14 protein-coding genes, 1 tRNA gene and 1 pseudogene are annotated in these 14,383 nt (G+C 65.6%); 5 read left to right on the top strand and 11 right to left on the bottom strand.

Going from position 1 to position 14,383, the window contains the following annotated elements; all coding sequences use genetic code 11:
- Positions 1-153 precede the first annotated feature (153 nt).
- The 3 genes from E3O49_RS14325 to argS all read right to left on the bottom strand — a co-directional run bounded on the left by E3O49_RS14325 (position 154) and on the right by argS (position 2,985).
- Positions 154-441 (bottom strand): hypothetical protein, encoded by a 288-nt coding sequence (locus E3O49_RS14325; protein ID WP_134367639.1) that lies wholly within the window; start codon positions 439-441, stop codon positions 154-156.
- Between the two features lie 88 nt (positions 442-529).
- Positions 530-1,306 (bottom strand): LmeA family phospholipid-binding protein, encoded by a 777-nt coding sequence (locus E3O49_RS14320; protein WP_134367637.1) that lies wholly within the window; start codon positions 1,304-1,306, stop codon positions 530-532.
- A gap of 2 nt (positions 1,307-1,308) precedes the next feature.
- A complete protein-coding gene (gene argS, locus E3O49_RS14315; protein WP_134367635.1) occupies positions 1,309-2,985 on the bottom strand; it encodes an arginine--tRNA ligase in 1,677 nt (558 codons plus the stop codon).
- A 70-nt stretch (positions 2,986-3,055) separates the two neighbouring features.
- On the opposite strand from argS, the gene E3O49_RS16625 reads away from it, so the two are divergent.
- Together E3O49_RS16625 and E3O49_RS14310 are read left to right on the top strand one after the other, a co-directional pair.
- Positions 3,056-3,694, top strand: a complete 639-nt coding sequence (locus tag E3O49_RS16625; protein ID WP_160141119.1) for an iron ABC transporter ATP-binding protein — start codon at positions 3,056-3,058, stop codon at positions 3,692-3,694.
- A 141-nt stretch (positions 3,695-3,835) separates the two neighbouring features.
- A tRNA-Arg gene (locus tag E3O49_RS14310) sits at positions 3,836-3,907 on the top strand.
- A gap of 859 nt (positions 3,908-4,766) precedes the next feature.
- Here the strand turns inward: E3O49_RS14310 and E3O49_RS14305 are convergent.
- The 3 genes from E3O49_RS14305 to E3O49_RS14295 all read right to left on the bottom strand — a co-directional run bounded on the left by E3O49_RS14305 (position 4,767) and on the right by E3O49_RS14295 (position 8,063).
- The gene (locus E3O49_RS14305; RefSeq protein ID WP_134368140.1) at positions 4,767-5,195 is read right to left on the bottom strand and encodes a GNAT family N-acetyltransferase; all 429 of its coding nucleotides are present in this window, start codon (positions 5,193-5,195) and stop codon (positions 4,767-4,769) included.
- A gap of 61 nt (positions 5,196-5,256) precedes the next feature.
- Entirely contained in the window at positions 5,257-6,213 is a 957-nt protein-coding gene (locus E3O49_RS14300) for an NUDIX hydrolase (RefSeq protein ID WP_134368141.1), read from the bottom strand.
- Complete coding sequence (locus tag E3O49_RS14295) at positions 6,210-8,063, bottom strand: ABC transporter ATP-binding protein (protein WP_134368142.1); 1,854 nt, start codon at positions 8,061-8,063, stop codon at positions 6,210-6,212. The genes E3O49_RS14300 and E3O49_RS14295 overlap by 4 nt, the downstream gene beginning before the upstream one ends.
- 234 nt (positions 8,064-8,297) lie before the next feature.
- Between E3O49_RS14295 and E3O49_RS14290 the strand changes: the two genes are divergently transcribed.
- Positions 8,298-8,750 (top strand): hypothetical protein, encoded by a 453-nt coding sequence (locus tag E3O49_RS14290; protein ID WP_134368143.1) that lies wholly within the window; start codon positions 8,298-8,300, stop codon positions 8,748-8,750.
- 52 nt (positions 8,751-8,802) lie between these two features.
- On the opposite strand, the gene E3O49_RS14285 is transcribed toward E3O49_RS14290, so the two are convergent.
- Together E3O49_RS14285 and E3O49_RS14280 are read right to left on the bottom strand one after the other, a co-directional pair.
- Positions 8,803-9,318, bottom strand: coding sequence for a GNAT family N-acetyltransferase (locus tag E3O49_RS14285; protein WP_134368144.1), 516 nt, complete (start codon positions 9,316-9,318; stop codon positions 8,803-8,805).
- A gap of 111 nt (positions 9,319-9,429) precedes the next feature.
- The gene (locus E3O49_RS14280) at positions 9,430-9,873 is read right to left on the bottom strand and encodes a DUF6326 family protein (RefSeq protein WP_241975851.1); all 444 of its coding nucleotides are present in this window, start codon (positions 9,871-9,873) and stop codon (positions 9,430-9,432) included.
- Positions 9,874-10,053: 180 nt separating this feature from the next.
- Here E3O49_RS14280 and E3O49_RS14275 point away from each other — a divergent pair, with 180 nt between their 5' ends.
- Together E3O49_RS14275 and E3O49_RS19060 are read left to right on the top strand one after the other, a co-directional pair.
- Positions 10,054-10,248 (top strand): nitroreductase/quinone reductase family protein, encoded by a 195-nt coding sequence (locus E3O49_RS14275; protein ID WP_134368187.1) that lies wholly within the window; start codon positions 10,054-10,056, stop codon positions 10,246-10,248.
- 312 nt (positions 10,249-10,560) lie between these two features.
- Positions 10,561-11,154: a DUF6431 domain-containing protein gene (locus E3O49_RS19060; RefSeq protein ID WP_198417496.1), complete on the top strand. Its 594-nt coding sequence runs from the start codon at positions 10,561-10,563 to the stop codon at positions 11,152-11,154.
- A gap of 267 nt (positions 11,155-11,421) precedes the next feature.
- Here the strand turns inward: E3O49_RS19060 and E3O49_RS19055 are convergent.
- The 3 genes and pseudogenes from E3O49_RS19055 to E3O49_RS14260 all read right to left on the bottom strand — a co-directional run.
- Positions 11,422-12,126: pseudogene (locus tag E3O49_RS19055) on the bottom strand (class I SAM-dependent methyltransferase); the annotation flags it as partial.
- Entirely contained in the window at positions 12,107-13,705 is a 1,599-nt protein-coding gene (locus E3O49_RS16715) for an FAD-binding oxidoreductase (protein ID WP_241978719.1), read from the bottom strand. The pseudogene E3O49_RS19055 and the gene E3O49_RS16715, both read right to left, overlap by 20 nt.
- 45 nt (positions 13,706-13,750) lie before the next feature.
- Positions 13,751-14,194, bottom strand: coding sequence for a bleomycin resistance protein (locus E3O49_RS14260; RefSeq protein ID WP_134404209.1), 444 nt, complete (start codon positions 14,192-14,194; stop codon positions 13,751-13,753).
- Between the last annotated feature and the right edge of the window lie 189 nt (positions 14,195-14,383).

Genomic DNA, 14,383 nt, shown 5'->3' with positions numbered 1-14,383 from the left:
AAAGAGTCGAGTGGGTGTCTCACTGAGTGGCGAGCGAACCCGGGTTGGTCCCTGAAGCCAGTGAAAGGATGCCTGCGTCTGTACGCGAGGGACCTGCCAAGATTCTAGCGAACGCCCCGGGTCCGCGCCGAATCGCGTGTCTTCGTGTGGCGATCAGCCGAGTTCGACGCTTTCGACGATGTCGACGATCCACGCCTCGGGGTCGCTCATCACGCTGGACCCACTGGTGCTCCAGAGGCGGCGCATCTTCAGAAGCAGCTTCTCGGCTTCGAGCGGCGTGGCGAATTCGAGGTCGATCATGAGGAACTTCGGATCCGTCCGGGACCGCAGGATCGTGTAGCGGATGACGCCGGATGCCTTGCGGTCGGCGGGATCCAGGTCGAAGGCGCGCTTCCAACGGTCGTAGTCGGGCACGGGGTGTTGAATGCGAAGCAGGGTCATGATGCCTCCTCGACCAAGGAACGCGATCAGCGGGTATACCAAGGGTACGGCGGTCGGCCCGAACTGTCAGGCCTCAATATGGGGGACTTCAGCCCGCGCAGCTGCCGAGGGTCGTGAGCGATGCGCGGTTCAGGGTCAGGCTGCTCGACTGGAGGGTGAGTCGGGCCCGCTCCGGCGTGACCGTGACACCGGACAGGGTGACTCCGTCGGGCAGGTACGAGGCCACGCAGATCCGGACCGGCTTCTCGCCCATCACCTGGGAGAGCAGGTCGCCGACGTCGAAGCCGCCGGCGCCGGAGGTGATGCGGGCGCCGGTGGGCCTGAGCAGGACGGAGCCGGCGTCCACGGTCGGGCTGGCCGTGGCCCGGTAGTCGATCGGGAAGCCGAGCAGGTCGATGCTGCCGGTGTAGCTGACCTCGTCCTGCCCGAGTTCGAGGCCGGCGTCGGCCGCCCCGCTGAGCAGCGAGTCACTCAGCAGGGTGTTCAGGGCGGCCGGGCCGAGGTCGACGATGCCGCGCACGTCGCCCACGGGGCGGGAGCGGTCGAGCGGGACATCCGTCGCCACCACATGCACGGATGCCGGCACGCCGTCCACGCTCAGCGCCGAGGACTTCAGGTCGACCCGGTCGAAGCTGCCGGCCAGGTACTGCCAGATCACCGACAGCCCGCCGATGGACACGGACACGTCGCCGGTCACCGTCTTCGGCAGGTTCGAGGCGATCTCCTGCTTCACCTGGCGTTCGGCGTAGCCGCGCATCCCGGCGTCGACGAAGAAGAAGGCCGCGACCAGCCCGAGCAGGCTCAGACCGACCACGATCTGGGCGCCGAGGCCTCGGCGCCGTGTTCTCCTGGCACTCGCGTCCACGGTTACATGCGCTCCGGGGCGGCGACGCCGAGGAGGCCGAGGCCGTTGCGGATGACCTGGCCGGTGGCGTCGTTCAGCCACAGCCGGGTGCGGTGCAGGTCGGTGATCGGCTCGTCACCGAGCGGGATGACCCGGCAGTTGTCGTACCAGCGGTGGTAGTAGCCGGCGACCTCTTCGATGTACCGGGCGATGCGGTGTGGTTCCCGCAGTTCCGCGGCCTGGGCCACGACCCGCGGGTACTCCTGCAGCACGCCGAGAAGGGCCGACTCGCTCTCATGGGTGAGCAGCTCGGGCGCGAACGCCGTGCGTTCCACACCGGCGGCGGCCGCGTTGCGGGCCACCGAGCAGGTGCGGGCGTGGGCGTACTGCACGTAGAACACCGGGTTCTCGTTGGTGCGCTTTCCGAGCAGGTCGAGGTCGATGTCGAGCTGGGTGTCGCTGCTGGAGCGCACGAGGGAGTAACGCCCGGCGTCCACGCCGACGGCGTCGACGAGGTCGTCGAGGGTCACGATGGTGCCGGCCCGCTTGCTCATCCGCACCGGTTCGCCGTTGCGCAGCAGGTTGACCATCTGGCCGATCATGATCTGCAGGTTGACGCCGGGCACGTCACCGAACGCCTCGACCATCGCCATCATGCGGCCGACGTAACCGTGGTGGTCGGCGCCGAGCATGATCAGGTTTTGGTCGAAGCCGCGTTCGCGCTTGTCGAGGTAGTAGCCGAGGTCACCGGAGATGTAGGCCGGCTCCCCGTTCGAACGGATGATGACCCGGTCGCGGTCGTCTCCGAAGGTGGTCGTGCGCAGCCAGATGGCCCCGTCTTCTTCGAAGATATGGCCCTGTTCACGCAGCCGCTCGATCGCACGGTTGACCGCGCCGGACTCGTGCAGGGAGTCTTCGTGGAAGTACACGTCGAAGTCGACGCCGAAGCCGTGCAGCTTTTCCTTGATCTCGGTGAACATCAGGTCGACGCCGACGCTGCGAAAGACTTCCTGCTGCTCGTCGCGGGCCAGCACTGCGATGTCGCCCTCGTATTTCGCGACCACCTGGTCGGCGATGTCACCGATGTACGCTCCGCCGTAGCCGTCTTCCGGGGTGGCCTCGCCGTGGTAGCCGGCGAGGACGCTGCGGGCGAAGCGGTCGATCTGCGAGCCGTGGTCGTTGAAGTAGTACTCGCGCGTGACATCCGCGCCCTCGGCCTGCAGCACGCGGGCCAGGCTGTCGCCCACGGCCGCCCAGCGCACGCCGCCCATGTGGATGGGGCCGGTGGGGTTCGCCGAGACGAATTCGAGGTTGATCCTGATGCCGTCGTACAGGTGTCCGGTGCCGTAGGCGGGGCCGGCCTCGACGATGGTCCTGGCCAGGGCGCCGGCCGCGGCCGCCTCGAGACGGATGTTGATGAAGCCGGGTCCGGCCACGTCGACGGATGCGATGTCGGGAAGCTGCTCGAGGCCGGCGGCGAGTTCCGCGGCGATTTCACGCGGGCTGGCGCCGAGGGGTTTGGCGATCTTCATCGCGATGCTGGAGGCCCAGTCGCCGTGGTCGCGGTTCCTCGGCCGTTCCAGGGTGACGTCCGCCACGGTCAGGCCGAGGTCGGCCACCTCGGTTCCGGCCGCGCGTCGACGCTCGCTCAACTGGAGGATGAGGTCGAACAGGGATTGGGAAAGCTCAGCGGGAGTCACAAAGACCGATCTTACCCGGCGCGGTCCTGACCGGCCGGGTTGCGGGCATCCGTCTTGGTAAAGTCAACCCGTGAATGACTTTCTTGCGCCCACGTTCCGTCAGGAGCGGCGCCTGCGTGCCGGCCTGCTCCTCGCCGCCGGCACGGTCGCGCTGGTGGCGCTGACCGGTTGCTCCTCAGATTCCGCGCCGGCGAAGACCCCCGGAGCCACAGCCACGGCGTCGGCGACCGCGGCGGCGACCTCGACTCCTTCGGCTGCCCCGACGCCGACGCCGACCCCCTCTGGCACCCCGGTCACGCTCGCCTGCGACCAGGTGCTCACGCTCGACGATGTGTATGAGTTCAACCCGAACTACGGAACGGCGCCCGACTTCAAACCGGGCGGTGCTCTCGCTAAGAAGGCCGTCGAGTATGACGGACTCACCTGCGGCCTGCTCAACCAGACCAGCGGCGAAATGATCGAGATCTCGGTGGCTCAGCCGAACGACGTGCTCCTGAACCAGCTCAAGAACACGGCCGCCTCCGCCGGGCAGATCGTGCCGACCTACGGCACCCCGCCCGCCGTGGAGGGCTACTTCGGCACCTCCGGCGGCAAGGGCGAGGTGCAGGTCTTCACAGAGACCTACTGGGTAACCTTGAGTTCGCCGGTATTCGGTGAGCCCGGTGACGCCGAGAAGGTCGTATCCGCGGCACTGGCCAACCTGCAGTAACCGGCTTGACCGGCTCGACCGCCGCCGAGTTCGACACTTTCGGTCGAGTTCGGGCGGCATGCCGGGCGGGCTCGGACGCATCCGTGGAACTCGATGCGGCACATCGGGCTCCGAGATGCTGATAACCTAGTGTTTTCCCTGGCCCCCATAGCTCAGGGGATAGAGCACTGCCCTCCGGAGGCAGGGGCGGCAGTTCGAATCTGCCTGGGGGCACATTGTGTCGTGTGACACGCTAGTTCGGACTTTTGCCACCTAGTTCGGACAACCGCGATCAAATCGGAACAACTTCGGCTTTGCAGGCCGCGCGTAGCCGCGCCATCGGCCCGCGACTTCCGCTGGAAGCCAAACCGATCACTCGATCGTTAGGTGCGTCAGATTCGCGCAGGGATCCAGTAGAGGCGCCGATGGCGAAGGTGGCGAGTAGCGCTTGATGGTAGCGGCAGTCCGGCGAGTTGGTGTGATATTTCGTGACATCGTGGACACTAAATCTCATCACTTCGCGGACGCTGAGTCTCATAGCTTCGTGCACAGCTACCGCCCTGGCTCACCGAGCACTGCGGGGAGATCGGCCGCCCTCCCACTCACCCGCCGGGCCTTTCCCGAGTGGTTAGGCTGGATTGCTGTTCTTTGTGCGATCACATCCCTACTCTGCGGCTTCGCGGTAGTGCCTGCGGAGGGACCGCTCTCTCCGACGGGGTGGCTGACAAGCGTCGCCCGGCTGGTGCCTGTCCTGTTCTACGTGCCGGCCGCGGAGTTACTGATGTCCAAACGAGGCCGCACCGACTGATGGTTCTAGCCACAATGGCCGTTTCGAGGGCTCCACAGAAACCCTTGGGAGCGTAACCATCAACGCCAATTGGTCGGGAAAGGTAACCGTGCGGGCAAGTTAAGATCCTGCACGATCTGGGGAATGCGTCGCTGGCCCACCAGATGGGTCCAGCGGCGTGCCGGGTAGGACAGTCGGACTATGAAGTAGTTGACGCGTTCCTGGTTCCCTCGCAACACCCAACCTGGCGGGCCGGCATCGGTGAGTTCTCAACCCGAAGCCGTGGCGTTTCTGGTCTGCCGATGACTAAGCGCTCAAGTTGCCGATGCGTTCCATCCACGTCTCGGGGATACCCAAAGCGGTGAACCCGGACTTGAAATACAAGCCGTGCGCATCATCGGTCGAGAGAGCGATGCGCCGCAGACCGAGCGGCTCGCACACTTCCAGGACTCCCGCGATGAGGACCCCGGCAATGCCGAGGCCGCGAACCTCGGGGTCGACGAACACATCGCAGAGCCATGCAAAAGTCACTCCATCCGTAATGACCCGGGCGTAGGCGACTTGCCTCTTCGATTCAGTGTCGTAGACGCCGAAGTTTCGTGAGCCGTCTATGGCTGCATCCTGCCTGGCACGTGACCTCCCGGGAGCCCAGTAAGACTGGCCGCTGATCCAGCGGTGCACCTGGTCACGGTCTATATCTGCAACGTCGGCTGAGAACCGATACTTCGAATCCATCCCCCCATCTAATCGGTATCAGGCGGACTGGGCCCGACCAATCGCCGGGCGGTGCCGAGTTTCACCGCAGAACCTTCAGTTCACCACCGATGCGGCTCAATTCCGGCAGCGGGAGGTAGTACGCGGACGTGTAGCGCGCGTGGTCGCCCATGAGAGCCCACACGGAGCCGCGCCGACGGCCAGGGTGCGGTTCCACCCTCGTGTGGTCCTGCCTGGCCAGCTCGGTGAGGATCCCCGAAACGACCTCCTCATGCGTGCAGAGAACGGTGCCGGTGCCGCGGGCGTCCTCAATGAGTTCCATTGCCCTGTCGATCGGCCCGTCGGACAGATGGGGAGAGACGTCCACTCGGAGAATTTCGCTGCGCGCAAGCGGTTCAACCGTTTCGATGCACCGCGCGGCGGGCGCGGAGAGAATCCGGTCAATTTCAAAAAACGCGCTAAGCGCCCGGAGCGAGAGCGCCATGGCCCTGCCCTCCGGCGCGAGGGGCCGGTCCTCCTCGGCCAGGCTCCACGTTTCTCGCGGCATCGCCGCGGCACCCCGCACAAGCAGCAGCATCCGCTCCTTGGCTGGAACGGGCGAGATGCCCAGATGCCCGGCCAGCATAAAGCCGAGGGCCAGGGCAACGGATCGTTCCCTCGCCTGTGTCAGCGTGCGCACGGCCACCGGCAGGGTGAGCCAGCGGGCGGCATCCACCTCGTCGTTGACCGTGAAGACACCGGCCTGGACTGTGGCGGCCCAGAAACGGACAGTCTTGACTCGCCGCCGTCGATCAAGGTAGACGATATTGGGCAGTTCCGCACCCGGCCGGCAGTCGAATCCGGTTTCCTCACGCACTTCGCGGAGAGCACAGTCCTGATCGGACTCGCCGGGTTCCGCTTTGCCTTTGGCGATCGACCAGTCGTCGCGGCTGCGCCGGTGCACAAGGAGGACCTCCAGATTGCCGTCCGGGCCGATGCGCCAGGGAAGGGCGCCCGAGGTCCTCGTCCACGTTCGATCCATCGTGCCTGAGCCGCTCATGGTCCTGTTCCAAATTCAGTTGACAACGGTGTCATACCAACCGCGGTCGGCAACGGCTTCACCAGCCGAGGGATGTCAGGCGCGTGCTGAATCCCGTCGAGCCGACTGTAGAGGCCGTTGGCGGCGACCAGCTCACGATGACTGCCTGTTTCGACGATCCGACCGTGGTCAAGAACGTGGATGACGTCCGCGCGACGGAGAGTGGAGAGCCGATGGGCGATCACAATCACGCTTCGGCCAATCATCAGCCGGTCGAGGCCCCGCATGACGTATTGTTCGGAGATCGCGTCCAAGCCCGACGTCGGCTCATCAAGGATCACGATAGGTGTGTCGCGAACCAGCGCACGGGCGATCGCGATGCGCTGGCGCTGGCCGCCGGACAGGCTCACCCCCCGCTCGGCCACGGGGGTGTCGTAGCCCAGCGGCAGCGTTCGGACGAATTCGTCGACGTTGGCAACCTCCGCGGCAGCGAGCACCTGCTCGCGAGTGGGGTGGTCCGCGCCGTAGGCGATGTTGTCGTAGATGGTGCCTCGAAACAGGATCGAGTCCTGCAGAACCATGGAGATCTGCTTCCGAACCGTCGCGAGCTGCAGGTCCCGGACGTCGATGCCATCCAGCAGAACGGACCCGTGGGTGACGTCGTACAGGCGCGGAATCAGACTGACAACCGTTGACTTTCCCGCGCCGGTCGGCCCGGCGATCGCGACCATCTGGCCGGGCTCAACCCGAAGGTTGATCGCGTGCAGAATCTCGGAACCGGCGTAGCCGAAGCTCACCTCCCTGAGCTCGACCGCGCCTTTCAGCCGCGGGGCCGGCCTGGCGCCGGGGCGGTCCACAATTGCCGGGGCCGTGCTGAGGATCTCGAGCAGCCGTTCTGCGCTCACCTGACCCCGGCTGATGACCGTGGTCAGCTTGGCCAGTTCCTTCATCGGATCGTAGAGCGCCTTTAAATAGGCGAGGAAGACCAGCAGCAAACCCAGCGTCATCGTGCCGTCCAGCACCCGGCCCACACCCACCCAGAGAACGAGGACTGTTCCGAGGACAACGATGACATCCACCAGTGGTGAGAGCGCCGATTGGAGTCTGACCAGCCGCAGGCCCGCGTTCATCCGTGCGATATTCCGATCCCGGAAGTCGGCCTCATGGCGCCCTTCGCTGGTTGATGACTGCATTGCCCGCACCGAGGAGAAGGTCTCCGTCATTGCTGACGCGATATCGCTGTCCTTGCTTCGTGCCGCCCGTGAGGCTGACTTCACTCGCGGCCGATAGACCAGCACCGTGGCGAACAGGAGTGGCGCGACGGCAAGCGCAATCAGTGCGAAGGCAGGGTCCACGACCAGACAGATGGTCGCGATGAAACCCAGAATCAGGACGTTGGGCACGAGCACCGCCATCATCGAGATGATCATGGTGCGCAGGTAGTCAACGTCCGTCGTCGTTCGAGTGACCAGGTCGCCCAGGCGTTGTTTGTCGTGGAAAGACAGCGACAATCGCTGAAGGTGGGCGAACACGTCAACCCGGATGCTGGCCGTGATCCTCTCCCCGACGCCATTCAACAGCCGTGACCCGAGGTAGCTGGCGCCGGCGTAGATCAGGGTGAACACCAGCAGCCCCGCGAGTGCGACGGTCAGCAGTTGCAGGCGGTCCATCCCTTCGGCGCCGAAGACCCGCAGCAGGGCGTTCTCCGGGGGCTTGCCCGAGGATTGGAGGACGTTGTCCACGACTACTTTCAAGGGCCAGGGCAACGCCACCTGCATGACCGCGGCCAGAATAACGAGGCCGACGCCCCCGGTCAACGCCCAGGCTCTCGGCGCCATGGAATGCCGGAACCGCCACAAGGGGATAAACACGAGGAGCCTCCTTCTTAGCAACCTGCCCACCCAGAACGAATAAAATGAGACTTCCTCCGCTCTGAAGTTATCCGGATCGTCCGGATCGTCCAACCCCGGCCCACATCGCCCGTGTAATGGCAATTCCCCGAGTGCTCCACAAGCACCCCGCCGACAGTGGGTCCCCGCTGAAGGTTCGAAATATGCGGCCCAAATTACACGCACGGATATCTCTGTCGTCGATACCCTGAACGCATGGACATCCAGGTCAGACGCTGGTACGCGGGCTCAGTCATGGCCTGGGCAGGGATCCTCATTCCGTGGTCGGCCCTCGTCGTTTCCTGCACTGTGCTGTTGGGTCGCGGTGCACACATGACGCTCCACTTCGAACCCACCGGGGAGGAACTCGCGGAAGCTCGGACGGGCAACCTGCTGATTCTTGGCGGCTCGATCGGCCTATTCGTCGGTGCGGGCTGGGCGCGCTTGATGCACGTCCCGCTATGGGCCTGCATTCTGGTCGCCATCCCGGCGGCTCTGGTTGGGGGCCTCACCTTCTTCGCGGGAAACACACTTTTCCCGCAACTGAGCTACTTCCTGGCGGTACCAATTGCCGCTACTGCCCTCATTAGCGTTCTGATCCTCGCACGGCCCGTCCACCGTGCTCCTCTACCGCCTGAACCGAGATCATCGAACGCAACCCTCTCGTGAACCCGTGCAGATCCAGTCTCCGGATACCTCGAATCGTGTTCGGCAGCTGCCGTTAGTCGCTCACGGTGCGCTCGGGGCTGAGATCGCGGAGCATGACGAGCTCCCGCTGGCCACCCGGGAGCAGATCGCCGAGTTCGTCGGAGACGGTAAAACCGTTTCTTTCGTAGGCTCGTCGGGCTTCGACATTGTTCGGCCTCACGGACAGGGCCAGCGTCGCCGCGCCAGTGCTCGCTGCCCAGCGTGCGATCGCAGTAATGAGCGCAGTGGCGACACCACGACTGCGAACGGCGGGGTCGACCCACATTGAGATGAGCTCGGCGCGGCTGCCGCGGTCCGTGGCCGGGGTACCAGTGGCCATGCCGACAGGAGCGCTCCCGTCGACGTCGACGGCCAGGAGATTGATCGATCCCGGGATCGACAGGCGTTCACGCCAGCGGCCATCCGGCGCGTCTGCCCAGTCTTGCAGGCGTGAGCCAAAGGCGCCGGGCGCGTCGGTCAGCGCCGCGATCCGCACCGACCGCCAGGCCCGCCAGTCGTCGGCGGATACGGCGAGCAGCTCGATAGTCATGCCCCGACCATACCGACTGGTGCGACGGCGTGAGGAACGACAATCACGATGAGGCGCTTCGCGAGTGGGGCCGGCTCGATCTGGGGCGTGCCAGAGTCCGCGTCAAGCGGCTTAGCGTCGGGGTGCGATCTCAGGTGGCGGCCACTTCCAGGCGGTCAGGGCAATGGCGACGAGGAGTATCACTTCGATGAAGCTACCGAGGAAGTAGTAAAACCACGTTTCGCCGATGGTCGAACCGATGATGGTGATTATGTAGAGGACGCTAACGACGATGTTGACGGTCCGGTTGACTCGTGGTTTGAGCACGAGTGACAGGACCACCATCAGGGCCGGAAGCAGGATGTAGATCAGGGTGAAGATGAGGAATACCTGGTTGATCGCGAATCCCGTGGTCGCCACCTTGCCATCCAGCGCAGCGTTGAGAACATCAGCGCGGAGAAACCCGAAGATATCCACGTAGGCGAACACGAACAGTATCGCGATCCACAGAGCGCAGAGCACGAGTTTCACATCGACTTTGGTATCTCGGTACTGCCTGGTTGATGTCGTGGTCACGGGGATCTGATCCTCTCGTTGGGCACCACGGGCGGCGACGCCCGAAGAGTCGCCCCGAGGGTTGCCTCAAGGGCGGCCATCTGCATGGTCTCACAAGGACGAGTGCTCGGCGAGGGGACAAGGGTCCCGCCGTGGAGGTTCCAAACGGCCGGGGCGTAAGCCACTTATCCCGCATGGTGGCTGAACCTCCAGGCGCATCCGAAGGCTCGGGTCCAGCTCGCCGACGGGAAACGGCAGGTCGTCGCCCACGCCGCGACGGGAGCGGAGCGGGACCGGCTATGGGCCCGGTGGCGGTCGCTGGACAAGGACCTCGACGGGTACGCCCGTCGTAGGCCGACGGAGACGGCCGTGGAGGTCTTCGAACCGGTGACGTGAGCGACTCCCTTGGCGGACTAGGGCGTCCACCACGGCCGCAGCGGCAGGTCGACGTGTTGTACGTCTCCGTGGGTGACGATGAGGCCGGGGTTGTGCGTCGCGGTGGGTGACGATGGGGTTGTCGACGTCGGCGGCGTCATCGTGACGAGCAGCGATGGTCTCGGAGGAAGGCTCGGGCCGGGGTCGTCGCGTTGAGCCTGGCCGGGCTGGTCGGCGCGGTGACGGCGGCCGCCACATCGTCAACACGAGGTGGCCCCTTCCCCGGCCGGGTGTGGTAGTCAAGAGTTGCTGGCATGACCTTGTGGCAGCAGAATGGAGCCGGACGCGATGATCGTGGTCGCCTCGCCGGAGCAGGCCGAGGCCCTGCTCGACGCGGGGCAGCTGGGCTGTCCCGGTTGTCCCGGGGCGTTACGCCCGCGCGGGTATGGCCGCATCCGCAGGGTGCGCAGCCTCGGCGAGGCACCGGTCACGGTGCGACCCCGCCGTGCCCGCTGCTTCTCCTGCGCGGCCACGCACGTGCTGCTGCCCGCCGGACTGGTTCTGCGCCGGGCAGACACGGCCCAGGTGATCGGCACGGCCCTGGCTGCGAAGGCCCGCGGCGACGGGCACCGCACGATCGCGGCCCAGCTGGACCGCCCGGTCTCCACGGTGCGCCGCTGGCTGCGGCGGGCGCGGGAACCACACGCCGACTGGTTGCAGGAACAGGGCGTGCAGCACGCGTACCGTGCCGATCCTGACATCCTGAACCGCGACCTGGTCTGGCCGACTCCGCTCGGGGACGCACTGAATCTCCTCGCCGGCGCGGCGCTGGCCTGCCAGCAGCGTTGGGATTCCCCGCTGCCAGTGTGGACGCTGATCGGCATGTTCACCCGAGGCCGGCTCCTGCCCCCACCCTTGCGCACCTGAGATCCAGCGCTGGGGCGCTCTCGCGTGCCCGAACACCGCCGTCATCGTGACGACCACGACGATCCCCGCCGTCACCGCTGACGACCACCACGTCACCGTGCCGACCACACCCCCAAAACTCATCGTCAAACTGGATGAAGCCTCATCGTCATTCAACGTGACGGACAACAGGTCGACGCCGCCACCGGCATCCGGCTTGACCGCCAGCACCTGGTGAAGCTGGATCCCACCGGTCTCGAAGGCGAGCCTCGACCCAGCCATGTACAGGCCCCACACCTTCGCCGTGTGCAGCCCCACCTCGGCGACCGCCTCATCCCAGTGCTCGACCAGATTGGTGCACCAGTCGCGTAGTGTCATCGCGTAATGGGTGCGCAGGTTCTCCTCGTGCATCACCTCCAGCCCGACATCCTGCGCGGCGCTGATGATCTGGCCCGAGCCGGTGAGCTCGCCATCCGGGAACACGTAGCGGTCGATGAACCCGCGAGGGGACGCTTCGGATCGGTTGTCCGGCCGGGTGATGCAGTGGTTGAGCAACAGGCCGCCGGGACGCATCCGTGACTGCAAAAAATCGAAGTACGACGGATAGTTGCGCACACCGATGTGCTCGAGCAGCCCGATCGACGACACGGCGTCGAAACCGGTCTCTTGAATGTCTCGGTAGTCGCCGAACCGGACCTCGGCCAGACCTGTCAGGCCCTCTGCGGCGATGGCCCGCTGCACCCAGGCGGTCTGCTGTTCCGACAGCGTCACGCCGGTGGCCTCGACGCCTCGGCGAGCGGCATAGCGCACCATGCCGCCCCAGCCGCACCCGACGTCGAGCAGCCGATCACCGGGCTTCAGCCGCAGCTTCTCGACAACCAGCCGGCACTTGTTCTCCTGCGCCTCCTCCAGCGATGCGTCCGGGCGCGGGTAGCACGCGCAGGTGTAGGTCATCGACGGCCCGAGCACCCACTCATAGAAGGTATTCGACACGTCGTAATGGTGGTGGATGGCCTCGGCATCCCGGGTCTTGCTGTGCCGCAGTCCCCCCGGCGACGCGGCGCCAGCGCGGCGGCCCTTCCTGGGCGGGCGGCGCGATCGGGCGCAGGTTCTCCAGACCGATGGAACGGATGATGGTGGCCATCACTCGCGGCGGCGGCAGCTTGAAGACGAGGTCGCCGGCGAGGGCCCTGAGGAGTTCGTAGGGGTCGCCGGGGTGCACCCCGTGGACCTCGAGGTCCCCGGCGATGTACGCGCGGGCCAGGCCCAGGTCTCCGCGGCCGGTTGCCAGATAGTAAGTACCCCGCGGCGTTCTCAGCTCCAGTCCGAGCGGGGCGTCGGGCGGGCCCGCCGAACTCCCGTCGTAGGCGGTGAATCGGAGTGGAAGCTGCCCGCCGGTGAGGATCTCCAGGATCTCGGAGAGGGTGAGTTTCCTCGTCTGGTTTCTCGGCACCGTGGACCAGAAGCCGACGTTGACGTAGGTCTCCTGTGGCCGGATCGGGTAGAGCGGCCAGCCGCTGTGGCCGCGTAACCGCAGAGGGCACAACCAGATCGGCTGGATCGGCACGGTGTCGAGAAACCAGCCGAGGAAGTCTGCACATCGCTCGATCGGCACCTCGACGTCCTGCACGACGCGTTCACGGGGCGGGCGGTCGTGGAGGCGCTCGATGCGATCACCGATGTGGAATCGTTGTTCGTAGCGCATCAGTTTCGAGTAGAAACCGCTGCTCCGAAGCGTGCGCGGCCAGAGCGCTCGGATGCGTGGCCGCTGGGCGCCGAACGCCTCCGAACACCAGAACCAGTCCGTGTCCCACCGCCACAGATAGTCGTGGATCGTGAGCCGGTCGTGCCTGATGCCGAAATCGTGTTGGATGGAGAGGTAGTAGATCTGTTGGCCGGTGTAGTCGCTCACCGGCCCGGGCGCCGCGGTCTGCGTGCCCACACAGAGGCAGCTCTCTTCGGCGCTGAACACCACTCCGTCGAGGTAGTCCACGCGAGCTCCGTCCAGCACACCGGTTGCGATGATGGCATCCGTCGCCGCGACCAGGTCAGCGAGCGCGTGGAACCGCAGATGCCGGAGCTCGACGAACGGCGCCACCGGCTCCAGCTCGATTCGAAAGCGCACCGCGTAGCCGAGGGTGCCATAAGAGTTCGGGAAGGCGCGGAAAAGGTCTGCGTGCTCGTCGGGCGAGGCGGTGACCTCTTCACCCGCACCGGTGAGGATGTCCATTTCCAGCACGGACTCGTGCGGCAGGCCGTTGCGGAACGAGGTCGACTCGATACCGAGGCCGGTGACCGCGCCGCCGAGGGTGATCGTCTTCAGCTGCGGCACGACCAGCGGCGCCAGCCCGTGAATCAGAGTCGCAGTGACGAGACTCTCGTAGGTGCACATGCCGCTCACGTCGGCCGTGCGCGCATCCGGGTCCACCGCGATCACTTCCGTCAAACCCGAGGTATCGAGGCCCCTGGCGTTCGGCTTCGTGCGTGACCGGAACAGGTTCGAGGTGGGCTTGGCGAGTCGAACGGACGCCGTCGGCGGCACCGCTCGATAGCTCTCCAGAAGGCGCTCCACGCCGGCAGCGTGAGCGGTGCGTCGATCGCGGAAGGGGACACGCGTTCAAGCTAGTCCTCCGTCAGTGCGGCCGCGCCGGCCGATTGAACTTTGGAACCGAATCAGGTATCCGTCGGGATCGGTGACGAGGAACTGACGCACACCGGCTTCCTGGTCGGCCATGCGGTACCACTTGGTCTCGGGCTGCATGAACAGCGAGACGTCGGCTTCGCGCAATGCCGCCAGGATCGGCTCGACGTCGGGCACGGCCACCTGAAAGTTGACGCCCCGTCCGTAAGGGACCTGGAGCGGCCCCGTGATCCAGCTTCTCCCGACGTCGGCCTGTTCGAGCATCAGGTGGGCCATTCCCAGGGTGATGTACGCGAAGCTTTCGTCCGGGCGGTCGTACCTAATCTCGAAGCCACAGAGCGCACACCAGAATCCGATGCTGGCTTTAATGTTCCGCACCAAAAGTTCCGGCACCAGCCCTGGGTCTATCCCGGTAGTCATCCAGTTATGGTGTCATGCCGTCCTGATCGCACGCGTTTTCTGCGACCCGGAGCTCGTCCGTGTCTCTGGCCGAGACCCGCGCTCACGACTTCCAATCGACAAGGCCTTGACAAGGGAAATTCTCAGGTAGGCGAATAAACCGTTACCATTGCTAATGATACGTGTTACTCGACACGATCTGCTCTGCTC

Source organism: Cryobacterium shii (genome assembly GCF_004402595.1).
GTDB classification, from domain to species: domain Bacteria; phylum Actinomycetota; class Actinomycetes; order Actinomycetales; family Microbacteriaceae; genus Cryobacterium; species Cryobacterium shii.
The sequence above is the reverse complement of the archived record's forward strand: the minus strand, read 5'-3'. Positions and strand labels throughout refer to the sequence as shown.

Excerpts from the sequence above, each read along its gene's own strand:
- E3O49_RS14325 (WP_134367639.1), bottom strand. The coding sequence starts at position 441 with ATGACCCTGCTTCGCATTCAACACCCCGTGCCCGACTACGACCGTTGG.
- E3O49_RS14305 (WP_134368140.1), bottom strand. The coding sequence starts at position 5,195 with ATGGATTCGAAGTATCGGTTCTCAGCCGACGTTGCAGATATAGACCGT.
- E3O49_RS14300 (WP_134368141.1), bottom strand. The coding sequence starts at position 6,213 with ATGAGCGGCTCAGGCACGATGGATCGAACGTGGACGAGGACCTCGGGC.
- E3O49_RS14290 (WP_134368143.1), top strand. The coding sequence starts at position 8,298 with ATGGACATCCAGGTCAGACGCTGGTACGCGGGCTCAGTCATGGCCTGG.
- E3O49_RS14285 (WP_134368144.1), bottom strand. The coding sequence starts at position 9,318 with ATGACTATCGAGCTGCTCGCCGTATCCGCCGACGACTGGCGGGCCTGG.
- E3O49_RS19060 (WP_198417496.1), top strand. The coding sequence starts at position 10,561 with ATGGAGCCGGACGCGATGATCGTGGTCGCCTCGCCGGAGCAGGCCGAG.
- E3O49_RS14260 (WP_134404209.1), bottom strand. The coding sequence starts at position 14,194 with ATGACTACCGGGATAGACCCAGGGCTGGTGCCGGAACTTTTGGTGCGG.